The sequence below is a fragment of the Nocardia sp. NPDC019323 genome (assembly GCF_044389845.1).
In the GTDB taxonomy this organism is placed as follows: domain Bacteria; phylum Actinomycetota; class Actinomycetes; order Mycobacteriales; family Mycobacteriaceae; genus Nocardia; species Nocardia implantans.
Genome location: NZ_JBIRYN010000004.1, coordinates 413,255 through 427,324 on the forward strand (window position 1 = coordinate 413,255; position 14,070 = coordinate 427,324).

A 14,070-nucleotide genomic window follows, 5' to 3' on the forward strand; every position below is an offset into this window, starting at 1 on the left:
CGCACTCCCGAACCGATAACACGTTCCGCCACGCGGCGCCGCCTGGCGACCCGAGCAAAGACAGATAGCTGGACATGTGTCTGGACACTACCACCGAATGCCGGATCGCCACAATCGCCCGACGGCAGTTCTACCTCTCCGACTCGGACCATCCTGACGGAGAGCGCCGACGCGAGCCGAGCCATCGCGCTCCGCATTCACGGCAAGGGTGGCAGAGTTAGAACCTGTTATTGCCACCGATCACTTCGCGAGACTATATTCCGTACACGTGTCCAGACAGTATCGGAGTCAGCCATGAGCAGCCTTCTGCCGCCCGACGGATCCCGCCTGCTGATCGGCGGCAAGCTGGTCGAGGGCGCCGACGGCGTCTTCGCGACGGTGAACCCGGCGACCGAGGAGGTCCTCGGCCTCGCCGCCGACGCGAACGCGGCCGATCTCGACGCGGCCGTCGACGCCGCGCGCACCGCGTTCGACGAGACGGACTGGTCGCGCGATCACGCCTTCCGCGCCCACTGCCTCGCGCAGTTGCGCACCGCGTTGGAAAACCACGTCGACGAACTGCGCGAGATCACGATCGCCGAGGTCGGCGCGCCGCGGATGCTCACGAGCGGCCCACAGCTGGAAGGCCCGGTCGCCGACCTCGGCTACGCGGCAGGGCTGCCCGAAACCTACGCCTGGGAAACCGATCTCGGCCTGGCCGAGCCGATGGGCATCAAAACCCGCCGGATACTGCGCAGGGAGCCGATCGGCGTGGTCGGGGCGATCACGCCCTGGAACTTCCCGCACCAGATCAACTTCGCCAAACTCGGCCCCGCCCTTGCCGCGGGGAACACCGTCGTGCTCAAACCCGCTCCCGACACCCCGTGGTGCGCGGCGGCGGTCGGTGCGATCATCGCCGAGGAGACCGACATCCCCGCCGGCGTGGTGAACATCGTGACCTCCGCCGACCATACGCTCGGCGCCCGGCTCACCGCCGACCCGCGCGTCGACATGATCAGCTTCACCGGGTCCACCGCCACCGGCCGCGCCGTCATGACCGGCGCCGCGGCGACGCTGAAGAAGGCGTTCCTCGAACTGGGTGGCAAATCGGCGTTCATCGTGCTCGACGACGCCGACATCGCGGCGGCCTGCTCGGTGGCGGCGTTCTCGGTGTGCGTGCACGCCGGACAGGGATGCGCGCTGTCCACCCGGCTGCTGGTGCCACGCGCCGCCTACGAGCAGGCGGTGCAGGCGGCGGCCGCCACGCTCGGCGGGATGAAGCCGGGCGACCCGGCCGACCCCCGCACGGTCTGCGGGCCACTGATCTCCGAACGTCAGCGCGCCAGAGTGGAACGCTATATCGACATCGCGCGCGCCGAAGGCGGGCGGATCGTGGTCGGCGGCGGCCGGCCGGCCCGCGAGCGCGGATTCTTCGTCCAGCCGACGTTGATCGCGGACGTGCCCAACAGCTCGACCGTCGCCCGCGAGGAGATCTTCGGTCCGGTGCTGGTGATCATCCCGCACGACGGCGACGAGGACGCCGTCCGCATCGCCAACGACTCCCCCTACGGCCTGTCCGGCTCGGTGTGGGGTAGCGACCCCGAGCGCATCCGGCGCGTCACCGAAGGCGTGCGCACCGGAACGCTGAGCGTCAACGGCGGCATCTGGTACTCCGCCGACGTCCCGTTCGGCGGTTACAAGCAATCCGGCCTCGGCCGTGAAATGGGCATCGCCGGTTTCGAGGAGTACCTCGAGACGAAAGTCATCGCCACCGCGGCCTGACCGCCGCGGGACAACACAGAGGAGCTGAACTCCATGGCCCGTTTCACGGGAAGATCCGCCATCGTCACCGGCGCCGCGCAGGGCATCGGCGCCGCCTACGCGCAGGCGCTGGCCGCCGAGGGCGCGAACGTCGTCGTCGCCGACAAGAACGCCGAAGGCGGCGCGGCGGTGGTCGAGAAGATCGTCGCCGACGGCGGCACCGCGGTGTTCGGGCAGGTCGACGTGTCCGATCCCGAATCCGCCTCCGCGCTGGCCGATTTCACCGTCGCCGAGTTCGGCGGCATCGACCACCTGGTCAACAATGCCGCCATCTACGGCGAGATGAAGATGAACCTGCTGCTGACCGTGCCGTGGGATTACTACAAGAAGTTCATGAGCGTGAACATGGACGGCGCGCTCGTCATGACCCGCGCGGTGTGGCCGCACATGTCCGAGCGCCGCAGCGGATCCATCGTCAACCAGTCCTCCACCGCCGCGTGGCTGTACTCCAGCTTCTACGGGCTGGCCAAAACCGGGATCAACGGCCTGACCCAGCAACTGGCCTTCGAACTCGGCGGGTCGAACATCCGGGTCAACGCCATCGCGCCGGGCCCGATCGACACCGACGCCACCAAGTCGGTCACCCCGGAGGTGATCGTCGACGACATCGTCAAACGCCTGCCGCTCAAGCGGATGGGCACCCCGCAGGACCTCGTCGGCGCCTGCCTGTATCTGCTGTCGGACGAGGCGAGCTGGGTCACCGGGCAGATCTTCAACGTCGACGGCGGACAGATCGTGCGATCATGAGCGCCCGCATCGGATTCCTCGGCCTCGGCAACATGGGCGCGCCGATGGCCGAGCGGCTGCTGGAATGGCCGGGCGGGCTGACGGTGTGCGATATGCGGCCCGAAGCGGTCGAGCCGTTCCTCGCCGCCGGAGCCGACGCCGTCTCCTCCGCCGCCGAACTGGCCAGGAAAGCCACCGTCATCTCGATCACCGTGGTGAACGACGCCCAGGTGCGCGAGGTGATCACCGGACCGGAGGGCCTGCTGCGGACCGCCGCGCCGGGCACCGTGGTCGCCGTGCACTCCACGATCAGCGACCGCACCGCCGAAGAACTGGGCGCGGTCTGCGGCGAGCGCGGCATCGAACTGGTGGACGCGCCGATCAGCGGCGGCGCCCCCGGCGCGACCCGCGGCGCGCTCGCGGTCATGGTCGGCGGAAGCGCGGCGGCGTTCGAGCAGGTGCGCGAACCGTTCGGCTGCTTCGCCGACCTGATCGTGCACGCGGGGCCGGTCGGCGCGGGCACCCGGATGAAGCTGGCGCGCAACCTGTTGCACTTCGTCTCCTTCACCGCGGCCACCGAGGCGCAGCGGCTGGCCGAGGCGGCCGGTCTCGACCTCACCGCGCTCGGCAAAGTGGTGCGGCACTCCGACGCGGTCACCGGAGGGCCCGGCGCCATCATGCTGCGCGACACCACCGCCCCGATCCAGGACGGCGACTTCTGGTTGCCGATCCTGCGGCACGTGCGCGACCTCGGGGAAAAGGATCTGGGTCTCGCCCTGGAGCTGGGCGAACGGCTCGGCGCCGCGCTGCCGCTGGCCGCACTCGCACTCGACCGGCTCGGCCCCGGACTCGGCGTCGGGCCGGGCACCCTCGCATCGGAAAGGCAATCCTCATGAGCGACAACGGTTCCGGCGACTCCGTGCGGCAGCGCGGACTGGCCAAGATGGCCGAGGTCTACGGCACGGAGTTCCAGGAGTATCCCGGCGCGCACTTCGCCGTCACCGCCGACCACCTCTTCGCCGACATCTGGTCGCGGCCGGGCCTCACCATCCGCGACCGCAGGCTGCTGCTGCTCGGCGCGCTGGCCGCGCAGGGCGCGATCGACACCGCGGGCATCCAGATCGGGGCCGCGCTGCGCAACGGCGAACTCACCGAAGACCAGCTGCACGAGATCGCGGTGTTCCTGTGTCACTACGTGGGATGGCCGAACGGCACCAAACTCGACATCCTGGTGGGCACGATCGTGGCGCAGCAGAAGAAGGCCGCCCGCGCGCAGTCCGCGCCCGCCGAACAGTGAAGGATCCGTTGATCATGTCCGACGCCACCACCATCCGCCCCCTGCGCGCGAGCCGAGTCGAGCACTGGGACCTGCGCGCCGACGTCGTCATCGCCGGATACGGCATCGCGGGCGTCAGCGCCGCCATCGAGGCCGCCCGCGCCGGCGCGGACGTGCTGGTCCTCGAGCGCACCGGCGGCTGGGGAGGCGCCGCCGCCCTGGCCGGCGGATTCATCTACCTAGGCGGCGGCACACCGCTGCAACAAGCGCTCGGTTTCGAGGACACCCCGGAGAACATGGAGACCTTCCTGCTCGCGGCGCTGGGTCCTGGCGTGGACAAGGCGAAGATCGCCGACTACTGCCGCGGCAGCGTCGAGCACTTCACCTGGCTGGTGTCCTGCGGCGTGCCGTTCCGCGAGGCGTTCTGGGGCGAACCGGGATGGGAGCCGCCGCACGACGAGGGGCTGATGTACTCCGGCGGCGAGAACGCCGCTCCCTTCAATACGATCGCGAGACCCGCTCCGCGCGGCCATGTTCCGCAGATGGCCGACAAGCGCACCGGGGAGAAGGGCGGCGGCTACATGCTCATGAAGCCGCTCGCCGACACCGCCGAAGCGCTCGGCGTCCGCGCGGAGTACGACATGCGGATCGCGCGGCTGATCGTCGACGACGACGATCGCGTGGTCGGCGTGCTCGCCCGTCGCTACGGCAAGCAGGTCGCCGTGCGCGCCGAACGCGGCGTCGTGCTGGCCACCGGCAGCTTCGCCTACCAGAAGGAGATGATCGAAGGCTACGCTCCGCGCCTGATCGGCAGGCCCGCCGCGGCGATCGAGGAGCACGACGGCATCGGCATCCGGCTGGCGCAGGCGCTCGGCGCGGAACTGGCGCACATGGACGCGACCGAGGTGGCCTTCTTCGGGGATCCGCAGGTGCTGGCGCGCGGCATCCTGGTCAACGGGCGCGGCCAGCGCTACATCCCGGAGGACACCTATCCCGGCCGGATCGGCCAGGCGACGCTGATCCAGCAGGACAACCAGGCCTACCTGGTGATCGACGAGGCGTCCTACGAGGAAGCGCTGACCACCGAGACCTCCACCCCGTTCTTCCGCCAGCCCCCGACCTGGGTGGCGGAGACGATCGCCGAGCTGGAAGCCGAGATGGGTCTGCCCGGCCAGGCGTTGCAGGCCACCGTGGACTGCTACAACCTGCACGCCGCCGACGGCGCGGATCCGCTGCTGGGCAAGAAGCCGGAGTGGGTGCGCCCGCTGCGCGGACCGGTGGCCGCGTTCGACATGCGCGGCTTCACGGCCGGTTTCACCCTCGGCGGCCTGCGCACCGACCTCGATTCCCGGGTGCTGCACGTCTCCGGGGAGCCGATCCAGGGGCTTTTCGCGGCGGGCCGCTGCACCTCGGGTCTGTGCGCGGGCGGTTACGTCAGCGGCGCGTCGCTGGGCGACGGCAGCTTCTACGGGCGCAGGGCCGGCATCGCGGCGGCCAAGAACTGAACCGTTCCAATCCGCCTAGTAGGATCCAGACACATGTCCGAACCCGATTCCGTCATCCTCGAGGCGACCCGCCGCAGGCTCTCCGGCAAACAGGCCGACACCGTCGACAAGCTGACCCGCGCGGCGGTGGAAGTGCTCGCGCGGGAAGGGTTCGCCGGCATGACCATCCGGATGGTCGCCGCGGCTGCCGGGGTCGGGACGGCCACGGCGTACACCTACTTCTCCTCCAAGGAGCATCTGGTCGCGGAGATCTTCTGGCGGCGGCTGGTCGCCTCGCCGTCGCCGGTCAGCGAGGATCCCGACCCGACCGTGCGGGTGGTCGCCGAACTGCGCAACATCGCGATGCTGGTGGCCGACGAACAGGAGCTGTCGGGCGCGGTCACCAGCGCGCTGCTCGGCCGCGACCCCGACGTGGAGCATCTGCGCGGGCGCATCGGCGCCGAGATCCGCAAGCGCATAATCCGCGCTCTGGGTCCGGACCCGGATCCGGACGTGGTCGAGTCGCTGGAACTGCTCTACGCGGGCGCGCTGGTGCGCGCGGGCATGGGCTATGGGTCCTACTCCCAGATCGCCGACCGGATCGAGGCTTCCGCGCTGTTGATCCTGCGGTAGCGGGGACAATGCCGGACGAGTTCGAGCCGGTTACCCGAAACCGGGCCGCGAGGCGCGTCCTTGCTCGTATCTTTTCCGTAGTCGGTGCAGATCGGAGTGGGAAAAGTGCAACCTGGTGAGCTTTCCGCGGACTACGTCGTCGTCGGCTCGGGATCGGCGGGCGCGGTGGTGGCCAATCGGCTCAGCGCCGATCCGGGCACCACGGTGGCGCTGCTGGAAGCGGGCCCGCCGGACAAGAACAAGTTCGCGCACATACCCGCCGGGTTCGCGAAGCTGTTCCGCTCCGAGGTGGACTGGGACTACCTCACCCAGCCCCAGCCGGAGTTGAAGAACCGCGAGATCTACTGGCCGCGTGGCAAGATGTTCGGCGGTTCGTCGTCGATGAACGCCATGATGTGGGTGCGCGGCTTCCGCGCCGACTACGACGAATGGGCGCTGCTGGCGGGTGCGGAATGGGGCTTCGCCGCGGCGGTCGAGCAGTTCCGGCGCATCGAACGCGTGGAGAACGCCCAGTATCCCGACGAAGGCACCGAAGGTCCGCTGCACATCTCCCGTCAGCGCAGCCCGCGCGGCCTCACCGCCGCCTATCTGGCCGCGGTGCAGGAGGCGGGTTACCAGGTCGAGCCGCCCAACCGGCCGCAGCCGGACGGGTTCACCGAGACCATGGTCACCCAGCGCGCGGGTCGCCGCTGGAGCACCGCCGACGCCTATCTGCGGCCCGCGCTGCGTCGTCCGAATCTCACGGTGCGCAGCGAAGCGCTGGCCACCCGGGTGCTGTTCGACGGCACCCGCGCCATCGGAGTGGAATACCGTCACGGCGGCGCCACCCACACGGTGACCGCGCGGCGCGAGGTCGTGCTGTGCGGCGGCGCGATCAACAGCCCGCAACTGCTCATGCTCTCCGGCATCGGCGACCGGGACGAACTGGCCCGCCACGGCATCGAGGTGCGCCACCACGCACCGGAGGTGGGCGCGAACCTGCAGGACCATCTCGTCGCGGGCATCGGCTACGGCGTCGCGGGGGATTCGCTGTTCGGCGCGGAGAAGCCACGCCAACTGCTGGACTACCTGATCCGGCATCGCGGCATGCTCACCTCCAACGTCGGCGAGGCGTACGGATTCATCCGCAGCAGGGCGGATCTGGAGTTCCCCGACTTGGAGCTGATCTTCGCGCCCGCGCCGTTCTATTACGAAGGACTCCAGGACCCGACCGAACACGGCGTCATCCTGGCGACGGTGCTGCTGCGCCCACAGAGCCGCGGACGGATCGCTCTGTCCGGCGCGGACCCGTCCGCCAAGCCTCTGATCGATCCGCGCTATCTGTCCGACGCCGCGGGCGCGGACCGCGCCGCCATCATGGCCGGGCTGCGCGTGTGCGCCGCCATCGCCACCGAACCGTCGATGAAAGCGGTCCTCGGCCCGCTGATCTATCCGCCGCAGGCGCCTGCGGAACCGGAAGCCGTGCTCGAGCTGACGCTCAACTCCTACGCGCACACGCTCTACCACCCGGTCGGCACCTGCCGGATGGGCACCGACGCCGCCAGCGTCGTGACACCTCGACTGGAAGTGCGTGGCGTACAAGGACTCCGGGTGGCCGACGCCTCGGTGATGCCGCTCATCATCCGCGGGCACACGCACGCGCCTGCGGTGTTCATCGGCGAACAGGCGGCCAAGTTCATCCTCGCCGGGTAGGACGAATCCCGTCCCTTGCGCGGCGCGCCGGAATGCTCGCCCCGCTGCGCCGACTCGCGTGCCGATACCGCCGGGCGAACCGTTCGAGCGTTCGCGCGACGTCAGAGGCCGGTGTAGCGGCGGGTTCCGCGCCGCTCGACGCGGTCGACCCTGTCGCGGTCCACGCCGAGCACCGGCCGGGCAACCAAGGATGAACCGGTGCCGTCGCGTGCCGCGCCCGCCGCCGCGGCGAATCACCGTGCGGCGCCGGCAGGCGAGGCAAGGGGCGAGTCCGGCCGGGGCGACCAGGCGTGAACCGGGTCGGCGGCGCCGCCCACCGCGCCCGCTGCGGCGCCTCGTGCGGCCCGGGAGCGCGCCTACGACGCGACGAACAGTCCCAGCGAGGCGGCGGCCAGCAGGAGATACGGCAGCGGATACCCGATATGCGTGTAGCGCCGCGCCCGCAGCACGGTCAGCACCGCGCCGACGAAGTAGAGAACCAGCCCGGCCGCCGCGGCCACGCCGATCGGTGGAATCGCCAGACCGGTCAGCAGGCCGGCCCCACCGATCGCCTTGACCACAGCCAACGGTGTCAGCCACGATTCCGGCACTCCGTAGGCGCGCATATTCGCCCGCACCCACTCGGCGCGAAGCACATCGATCCCCGCCGCGAGCAAGGCGGCCGCGGCGGCGAGCACCGTGGCGACGACATAGGCGATGTCCATGGCAATACCCTTTCCTCAGGTGCCGCGCCCGGTCCGGACGCCGGTCACCGATGAGCTGTCCGATCCGTCATCTCGATGACGGACCGCGGAGCGGAAAGGTGACCGATGCCCACCGAAGACGGCTTGGCAGGGGATTTCGAAGCCCAGCGCGGCCACCTGCACGCGGTCGCCTACCGCATGCTCGGTTCACCGAGCGAGGCCGACGACGCGGTGCAGGAGACCTGGCTGCGGCTGGCCCGTCACGACGTCGATGACGTGCGCAACCTCCCGGGCTGGCTCACCACCGTCGTGTCCCGGATCTGCCTGGACATGCTGCGCGCCAGGGCGGCGCGGCGCGAGGAACCGCTGGACCACCCGTCGCTCGACAGGGGCGCCGAGGAGAACGAACCGGAGGGTGAAGCGGTCCTGATCGAGTCCGTAGGCCGGGCGCTGCTGGTGGTGCTGGACCGGCTCGGACCCGACGAGCGGGTCGCGTTCGTCCTGCACGACCTGTTCGCGGTGCCGTTCGACGAGATCGCGCCGATCGTCGGCCGCACCACGCCGACCACCAAGAAGCTGGCCAGTCGCGCCCGGCAGCGCGTGCGGGGCGTGGACGTCACGGCCGACCCGGAACGCACCGCACAGCGACATGTCGTCGAGGCGTTTCTGCGCGCGGCGCGCGGCGGGGACCTCGACGGGCTGCTGACAGTCCTCGCGCCCGACGTGGTCCGCACGGCCGACGCCGCCGCGCTCCCGGCCGGAGTGGCCACGACCGTGCGCGGTGCGGCCTCGGTGGCCGCGGAGACCGTGTTGCTGCGGCGGCGCTCGCAGGTGGCGGCGCTCGCGCTGGTGGACGGTCACGCAGGTATCGTCGTCGCTCCGCACGGCAGGCTGCTGCTGGCGCTCACCGTCACGGTGCGCGGCGACCGGGTGGCCGGATACCGGGTGATCGCCGATCCGTCCCGGCTACGCGAGCTCCCGATCAGCCTGCTGCACCGGTGATTTCGACCCCGATCGTTTCACGGCACCGGCTGCTCGGCGCGCTCCGCCGCTCTGCGCCGCCGGAATTCGCGCGGCGTCTCGCCGAAACGGGCCTTGAACGCCGCGGAGAACCACGCCGGGGTGAATCCGGCGCGGATCGCCAGCTCGCGGATGGGATCGGACTGCGCGGGATCCTCCAGCAGATCGCGCGCGGCGCGCAGGGCCTCCTCCCGCCGCACGTCGCGGTAGGTGGTGCCGGCCTGATGCAACACCGAGCGCAACTGTCGCGGTGACCAGCCCAGCGCGTGCGCCACCGCGGGCAGGCGCACGTCGCTGCGGCCGACGTTCGCTCGCACGTACTGCCGGATCTGCGCGACGACCTGAGCGTGATGACTACGCTGCGGATGGGTTTCGCCGAGCGAGATCAGGCTCAGCAATTCGGCGATCCGGTCACAAACGGCGTTGAACTCGTGATCGGACAGGTTCGCCTGCTCGGTGTGGGTGCTGCGGATCATCGCCTGGGTGATGCGGCCGAGTCCGGAGTTCAAGTCGATCGTCATGCCGCGCTCGGCGAGCGGTCCCGCCCGATGGTCGAGTTCGGCTCTCGGCAGCTGGATCGCGTAGGCGGACAACAGCGGGATGTGGATCTGGCACAGGTCGTCGAGGGCGGTCACCGCGGCCTGGTGCGGACTCGCCTTCGTCTCCTCGCCGCGATAGCGCACCGAGTACACGCCCTGTTCGGGGATGACCACCCAGTAGAAGTCGTCGCACGGACCGTGCCGGATGTTCGTCCGGGTGCGGTAGGAGGTACTGGTCCCGCGCTGCTCCCAGCGCAGCAATCGGTAGGCGGCCGACTCCTGAACCGTCAGGCCCGAATACCACCGTTCCGGATCGCCGTACCGGTAGTCCATCGGAACGAAGCTGTTGGCGATCGCGGTCCACGATGGGGCATCGTTGGCGGTCACGCCGTAGCACTTCATGGTGACAACCTATCGCCGCCGAATCCACCCGATACCGTACTGCCCATCACCACGATACGGCTCGTCGACGGTCCTCGCGTCACTGGGAAGTTCTCGCCGCGACACGTGGCCCACAAGCCGGAACATCTTGCCCCCGTGTACATTACGCGGTCGCTCAGCGCGCGGGCACCCGGGCGAATCCGAGCGGCGGCGTGGGAGCGGGCCCGGTGCGCAGCACGGGGCGGAATTCGGGCAGCACCGGCAGGACGTCGGCGTTTCTGGCGGCATAACATCGCACGACGGGCAGCGCACGGGCCACCTCGGCGCGCTCCACCGGCTCGTGATCGATGAAACCGACGGCGTCCAAGCCGAGACCGAGCGTGCGCGCGATCCGCAGGATCGCGGAGGATTTGGGTCCCCATCCGATCTCGACGGCCGAGAACATCTCGTAGACGCCGTAGCGGTACAGCTTGTCCAGGGTCCACTCGCGTTCGCCGCGGCTGGCCACGGCATGCCAGATGCCCCGTTCACTGAGCACGCGCAGGGTGCGCAGCGCGGCGGGCCGCAACGCACCGACGGTCGCGTCGCACACGACTCCGTCCCACAAGGTGTTGTCCAGTTCCCAGACAAGACATCTCAGAGCCGGTGTCATCGCCCTGCCCCTATCGTTGCGTCATCACTGCCTTTCCGCCGTGGCGTGCGCGGCGGATGGGCACTGCACACCATCCAGGACACGACACGTGCCGGACAAGACCCTGGTTGCATGGCCATGACCGGCGCGGGTGATCCTACCGGCATGTCGGCCGCGACTCGCGGCAACGACCGAACCCGCCGCCCCCCGGCATACGGCGCCGAGCCCGGGGTCCCGTGCTCGAAGCCGGCCGTCCGCCATGGAAAATCGGTCGCCTGTCCAGCTGCTGTGACCGATAACAACTCCCCGTCGAACCGTCTCACCTGCTCTCACAGAACCCGTCGATCGGGTCCGCAGAGCAGATCGACCGATTAGTGTGAATGCGCTGCACAGCAATCGTGGGCGGAAGGGAGTCGCCAATGTCCGTCGACAGTTCGGCCCGGCCGAGTCTGACCCTGTCGGGAAAGCCGATGTCGTCGCCGCTGAAGGACGTGCGCGGGCTATCGCGTCAGATGGTCGGCCACTTCGTCGAGAATGTCATCCCGTGCGGAACGCTACCGGGTGACGCGATCGCGGGCGACGTCACCACCATCACCCGGGTCTGCCTGGAGCTGGCAGTGAGCATGCTCGACGGCAAGGACCTCCCGGAGAAACTCCAGCGCCTCGGCGACGCCGCCGCGGGATGGGCGCGCGAGGGGGTGCCCATCGACACCATCCACCACTCGATCCACGAAGGCTTCAAGATGGGCCTGGAACTGGTGGTGTCCGACGCGACCATGAAGGACTACGACGACCTCGTCGACGGCGCCAAGATGGTCGTGGAGATGCTCGACATGATCAACTCGGCCGTCTCCATGGCCTACGTCCGCGAACTGCGCGCGGTGGTCAGCGAGCACCACACCGCCGTGCACACGCTGACCTCCGCGCTGCTCGGCGGGCACAGCACCTCGACCATGGCGCGCGAATGCGGCATCGCCATCGCGCCGTCGTATGCCGTTCTGGCCGTGGCGATCCCGCCGCACCGCGAAGAACGCAACCCGATGGTGGACGGCAAGGTCGTCGCCCGCAGGAAACTGCGCAGGGTGCAGGCCGAGCTGGCCACGCGCTGCGGCGAGGCCGCGCTGTCGCTGCTGAGCGTGGACGGCGGCACGGTGCTCATCCCGTCCGGGCATCTGGACAACGAGCAGCTCGACGCCCTGGTCACCCAGCTGTCGCACGCCGCGCAGGTGGGCGTCACCGCGACCATGGTGGAGGCCACTCCCGAGAAGATTCCCACCGCCGCCGATCAGGCGCACGAACTGCTGGACATGGTGCAGCGATTGGAGGCGGTGGCCGGGCTCTACCGGTTCGACGAGCTGGCACTGGAATACCAGCTGACCAGACCGGGGCCCGGCCGCGAGTACCTCGGCTCGCTGCTGGATCCGCTGGACGCGCACCCGGAACTGCTGGAGACGCTGCAACGGCACATCGCCAACAATCTCAACCGGCAGCGCACGGCACGCGTGCTGCACGTGCACACCAACACCGTCGACTACCGGCTCAAGCGGATCGGTCAGCTCACCGGATTCGACCCGTCCCAGCCGTCGGGCCTGTGGTACCTGCGCTCGGCACTGGTCGCCCGCACGTATCGCACCACCTGATCCCCCGCCGCAGCGCTCCCCTCGAGCGGCAACACGCTGATCGTTGTGGCGTCACGCCTCGGCGATTACCGTGAGCCACCAGTTCCGAAGGCCGGTGTCGGCACAGCCCCGATCGTCGCGACCGGAGGTACCGAGGAGGTTGCGATGACATGGGCAGGCGCGTCGGCCGGGGAGATCGCGGCGGGGGTGCGCAGCCGGACGGTGTCCCCGCTCGAGGTGGCCGAGGAGCACTTGGCGCGCATCGCGGCGCTGGACGCGCGGATCAACGCCTTCCGGATCGTGCGCCACGAGCAGGTCCGCCGCGAAGCCCGCGCGCTGGCCACCCGGGGCGATCTCGCCGACCTCCCGCTGGCCGGAGTTCCGGTGGCGGTGAAGGACAATCTCGACCTCGCCGGGTGCGTGACCGGCCACGGGTCACGCGCGGCGCGGCAGACCGCGGCCGAGTCCGACACCGAGCTGGTCCGCAGGTTGCGCGCCGCGGGCGCGCTGCTGATCGGCAAGACCAATGTGCCCGAGCTGTGCCAGTGGCCGGTCACCGAGAGCGCCGCGCACGGCATCACCCGCAACCCGTGGCGCCTCACGCACACGCCGGGCGGTTCCACCGGTGGCGGCGCCGCGGCGGTCGCCGCCGGGATGGCCGCGCTGGCAATCGGTTCCGATGGCGGCGGCTCGATCCGCATCCCGTCGTCGTGCTGCGGGCTCGTCGGCCTCAAGCCCGGGGACGGCGTGATCGCGCGCCCGCCCGAACTCGGCTCCAACTGGCTCGGCATATCGACGTTCGGACCACTGGCCACCACGGTGTCCGACGCGGCCTTGCTCCTCGGTGTGCTCACCGGCGAGCGGTATCCGGCACCCGCCGCACCCGAGCGGCCCCTGCGGATCGGCATGACCACCGAGCCACCGGTGCTCGGCGCGTCCGTCGACCCGCAGGTGCGCGCGACCGTGCTGGCGACGGCCGAAGCGCTGCGCGCTGCGGGGCACACCGTCACCGAGGTGGCGCCGCCGTGGCGGCCGCAGGACGCGCTCGGCTTCCTCGCCCGCTACTTCGCCGGCGTCGCCGAGGACACCACCGACCTCAGCGCCGACCTGCTGGAACCACTGACCCGCAAGGTAGCCCGGGCAGGACGGGTGATCGGCCGGGTGCGCCGCGTGCCCGACGCTCCCCCGGCACGGCAGTCCGAACGATTCGCCGCGTGGTTCACCGAACACGACCTGCTGCTCACCCCCACCCTGGCTACCCCGCCGGTGCCGGTCGGGGCCTTCGCCGGAAAAGGCTTTCTGCGCACCCTGCTCGACGTGCCGCGCTTCATCCCGTTCACGCCGCCGTTCAACACGGTTCGCTACCCGGCGATATCCGTTCCCGCCGGGCTGTCGGACATCGGACTGCCCATCGGTGTGCAGTTCGCCGCGGCGCCCGGCGGCGAAACGACGTTGCTTGCGGTCGCCGCGCAACTGGAGCGGATTCGTCCGTGGCCGCGCCACGCCCCGCTGGGTGACGCGACGACACCGTAGCTGGTCGCTACCCAACGGCTGCGGTCGGCGTTGCCGCGTGGACGACGGACTCG

At 70.1% G+C, this 14,070-nt stretch carries 13 protein-coding genes; 10 read left to right on the forward strand and 3 right to left on the reverse strand.

The annotated features are described in order from the left end of the window. Positions 1 to 294 precede the first annotated feature (294 nt). The 7 genes from ACH49X_RS18555 to ACH49X_RS18585 all read left to right on the forward strand — a co-directional run bounded on the left by ACH49X_RS18555 (position 295) and on the right by ACH49X_RS18585 (position 7,611). Entirely contained in the window at positions 295 to 1,761 is a 1,467-nt protein-coding gene (locus ACH49X_RS18555; protein WP_195079107.1) for an aldehyde dehydrogenase, read from the forward strand. Positions 1,762 to 1,794: 33 nt separating this feature from the next. Beyond that, positions 1,795 to 2,547 carry an SDR family oxidoreductase gene (locus ACH49X_RS18560; protein WP_195079106.1) on the forward strand — a complete coding sequence of 251 codons (753 nt, stop codon included), beginning with the start codon at positions 1,795 to 1,797 and terminating at the stop codon, positions 2,545 to 2,547. Next, positions 2,544 to 3,422 (forward strand): NAD(P)-dependent oxidoreductase, encoded by an 879-nt coding sequence (locus ACH49X_RS18565; protein WP_195079105.1) that lies wholly within the window; start codon positions 2,544 to 2,546, stop codon positions 3,420 to 3,422. Before ACH49X_RS18560 ends, ACH49X_RS18565 begins: the two co-directional genes overlap by 4 nt. Next, on the forward strand, positions 3,419 to 3,823 hold the full coding sequence (locus ACH49X_RS18570; protein ID WP_067799296.1) for a carboxymuconolactone decarboxylase family protein: 405 nt from the start codon (positions 3,419 to 3,421) through the stop codon (positions 3,821 to 3,823). Before ACH49X_RS18565 ends, ACH49X_RS18570 begins: the two co-directional genes overlap by 4 nt. 14 nt (positions 3,824 to 3,837) lie before the next feature. Beyond that, positions 3,838 to 5,307, forward strand: coding sequence for an FAD-dependent oxidoreductase (locus ACH49X_RS18575; protein WP_357205846.1), 1,470 nt, complete (start codon positions 3,838 to 3,840; stop codon positions 5,305 to 5,307). A gap of 33 nt (positions 5,308 to 5,340) precedes the next feature. Next, positions 5,341 to 5,919, forward strand: coding sequence for a TetR family transcriptional regulator (locus ACH49X_RS18580; RefSeq protein ID WP_357205849.1), 579 nt, complete (start codon positions 5,341 to 5,343; stop codon positions 5,917 to 5,919). A gap of 105 nt (positions 5,920 to 6,024) precedes the next feature. Then, entirely contained in the window at positions 6,025 to 7,611 is a 1,587-nt protein-coding gene (locus ACH49X_RS18585) for a GMC family oxidoreductase N-terminal domain-containing protein (RefSeq protein ID WP_357103310.1), read from the forward strand. A gap of 356 nt (positions 7,612 to 7,967) precedes the next feature. On the opposite strand, the gene ACH49X_RS18590 is transcribed toward ACH49X_RS18585, so the two are convergent. Further along, entirely contained in the window at positions 7,968 to 8,315 is a 348-nt protein-coding gene (locus ACH49X_RS18590) for a DoxX family protein (RefSeq protein WP_195079101.1), read from the reverse strand. 105 nt (positions 8,316 to 8,420) lie between these two features. Here ACH49X_RS18590 and ACH49X_RS18595 point away from each other — a divergent pair, with 105 nt between their 5' ends. Further along, positions 8,421 to 9,296: a sigma-70 family RNA polymerase sigma factor gene (locus tag ACH49X_RS18595; protein WP_357103313.1), complete on the forward strand. Its 876-nt coding sequence runs from the start codon at positions 8,421 to 8,423 to the stop codon at positions 9,294 to 9,296. 17 nt (positions 9,297 to 9,313) lie between these two features. Here ACH49X_RS18595 and ACH49X_RS18600 read toward each other — a convergent pair whose 3' ends face one another. Both ACH49X_RS18600 and ACH49X_RS18605 read right to left on the reverse strand, forming a co-directional pair. Continuing rightward, entirely contained in the window at positions 9,314 to 10,255 is a 942-nt protein-coding gene (locus tag ACH49X_RS18600) for a helix-turn-helix domain-containing protein (RefSeq protein WP_195079099.1), read from the reverse strand. A gap of 154 nt (positions 10,256 to 10,409) precedes the next feature. Then, entirely contained in the window at positions 10,410 to 10,886 is a 477-nt protein-coding gene (locus ACH49X_RS18605; RefSeq protein WP_067799307.1) for an HAD-IIIC family phosphatase, read from the reverse strand. A gap of 398 nt (positions 10,887 to 11,284) precedes the next feature. Here ACH49X_RS18605 and ACH49X_RS18610 point away from each other — a divergent pair, with 398 nt between their 5' ends. Then, positions 11,285 to 12,505, forward strand: a complete 1,221-nt coding sequence (locus tag ACH49X_RS18610) for a CdaR family transcriptional regulator (RefSeq protein ID WP_067799311.1) — start codon at positions 11,285 to 11,287, stop codon at positions 12,503 to 12,505. A gap of 144 nt (positions 12,506 to 12,649) precedes the next feature. After that, complete coding sequence (locus ACH49X_RS18615; RefSeq protein WP_357205852.1) at positions 12,650 to 14,017, forward strand: amidase family protein; 1,368 nt, start codon at positions 12,650 to 12,652, stop codon at positions 14,015 to 14,017. Positions 14,018 to 14,070 lie beyond the last annotated feature (53 nt).

Bases quoted from the DNA above. Each gene is read 5' to 3' on its own strand.
- ACH49X_RS18575 (WP_357205846.1), top strand. From the start codon at position 3,838: ATGTCCGACGCCACCACCATCCGCCCCCTGCGCGCGAGCCGAGTCGAG.
- ACH49X_RS18615 (WP_357205852.1), top strand. From the start codon at position 12,650: ATGACATGGGCAGGCGCGTCGGCCGGGGAGATCGCGGCGGGGGTGCGC.
- ACH49X_RS18600 (WP_195079099.1), bottom strand. From the start codon at position 10,255: ATGAAGTGCTACGGCGTGACCGCCAACGATGCCCCATCGTGGACCGCG.
- ACH49X_RS18610 (WP_067799311.1), top strand. From the start codon at position 11,285: ATGTCCGTCGACAGTTCGGCCCGGCCGAGTCTGACCCTGTCGGGAAAG.
- ACH49X_RS18590 (WP_195079101.1), bottom strand. From the start codon at position 8,315: ATGGACATCGCCTATGTCGTCGCCACGGTGCTCGCCGCCGCGGCCGCC.
- ACH49X_RS18580 (WP_357205849.1), top strand. From the start codon at position 5,341: ATGTCCGAACCCGATTCCGTCATCCTCGAGGCGACCCGCCGCAGGCTC.
- ACH49X_RS18565 (WP_195079105.1), top strand. From the start codon at position 2,544: ATGAGCGCCCGCATCGGATTCCTCGGCCTCGGCAACATGGGCGCGCCG.
- ACH49X_RS18605 (WP_067799307.1), bottom strand. From the start codon at position 10,886: ATGACACCGGCTCTGAGATGTCTTGTCTGGGAACTGGACAACACCTTG.
- ACH49X_RS18555 (WP_195079107.1), top strand. From the start codon at position 295: ATGAGCAGCCTTCTGCCGCCCGACGGATCCCGCCTGCTGATCGGCGGC.
- ACH49X_RS18570 (WP_067799296.1), top strand. From the start codon at position 3,419: ATGAGCGACAACGGTTCCGGCGACTCCGTGCGGCAGCGCGGACTGGCC.
- ACH49X_RS18560 (WP_195079106.1), top strand. From the start codon at position 1,795: ATGGCCCGTTTCACGGGAAGATCCGCCATCGTCACCGGCGCCGCGCAG.
- ACH49X_RS18595 (WP_357103313.1), top strand. From the start codon at position 8,421: ATGCCCACCGAAGACGGCTTGGCAGGGGATTTCGAAGCCCAGCGCGGC.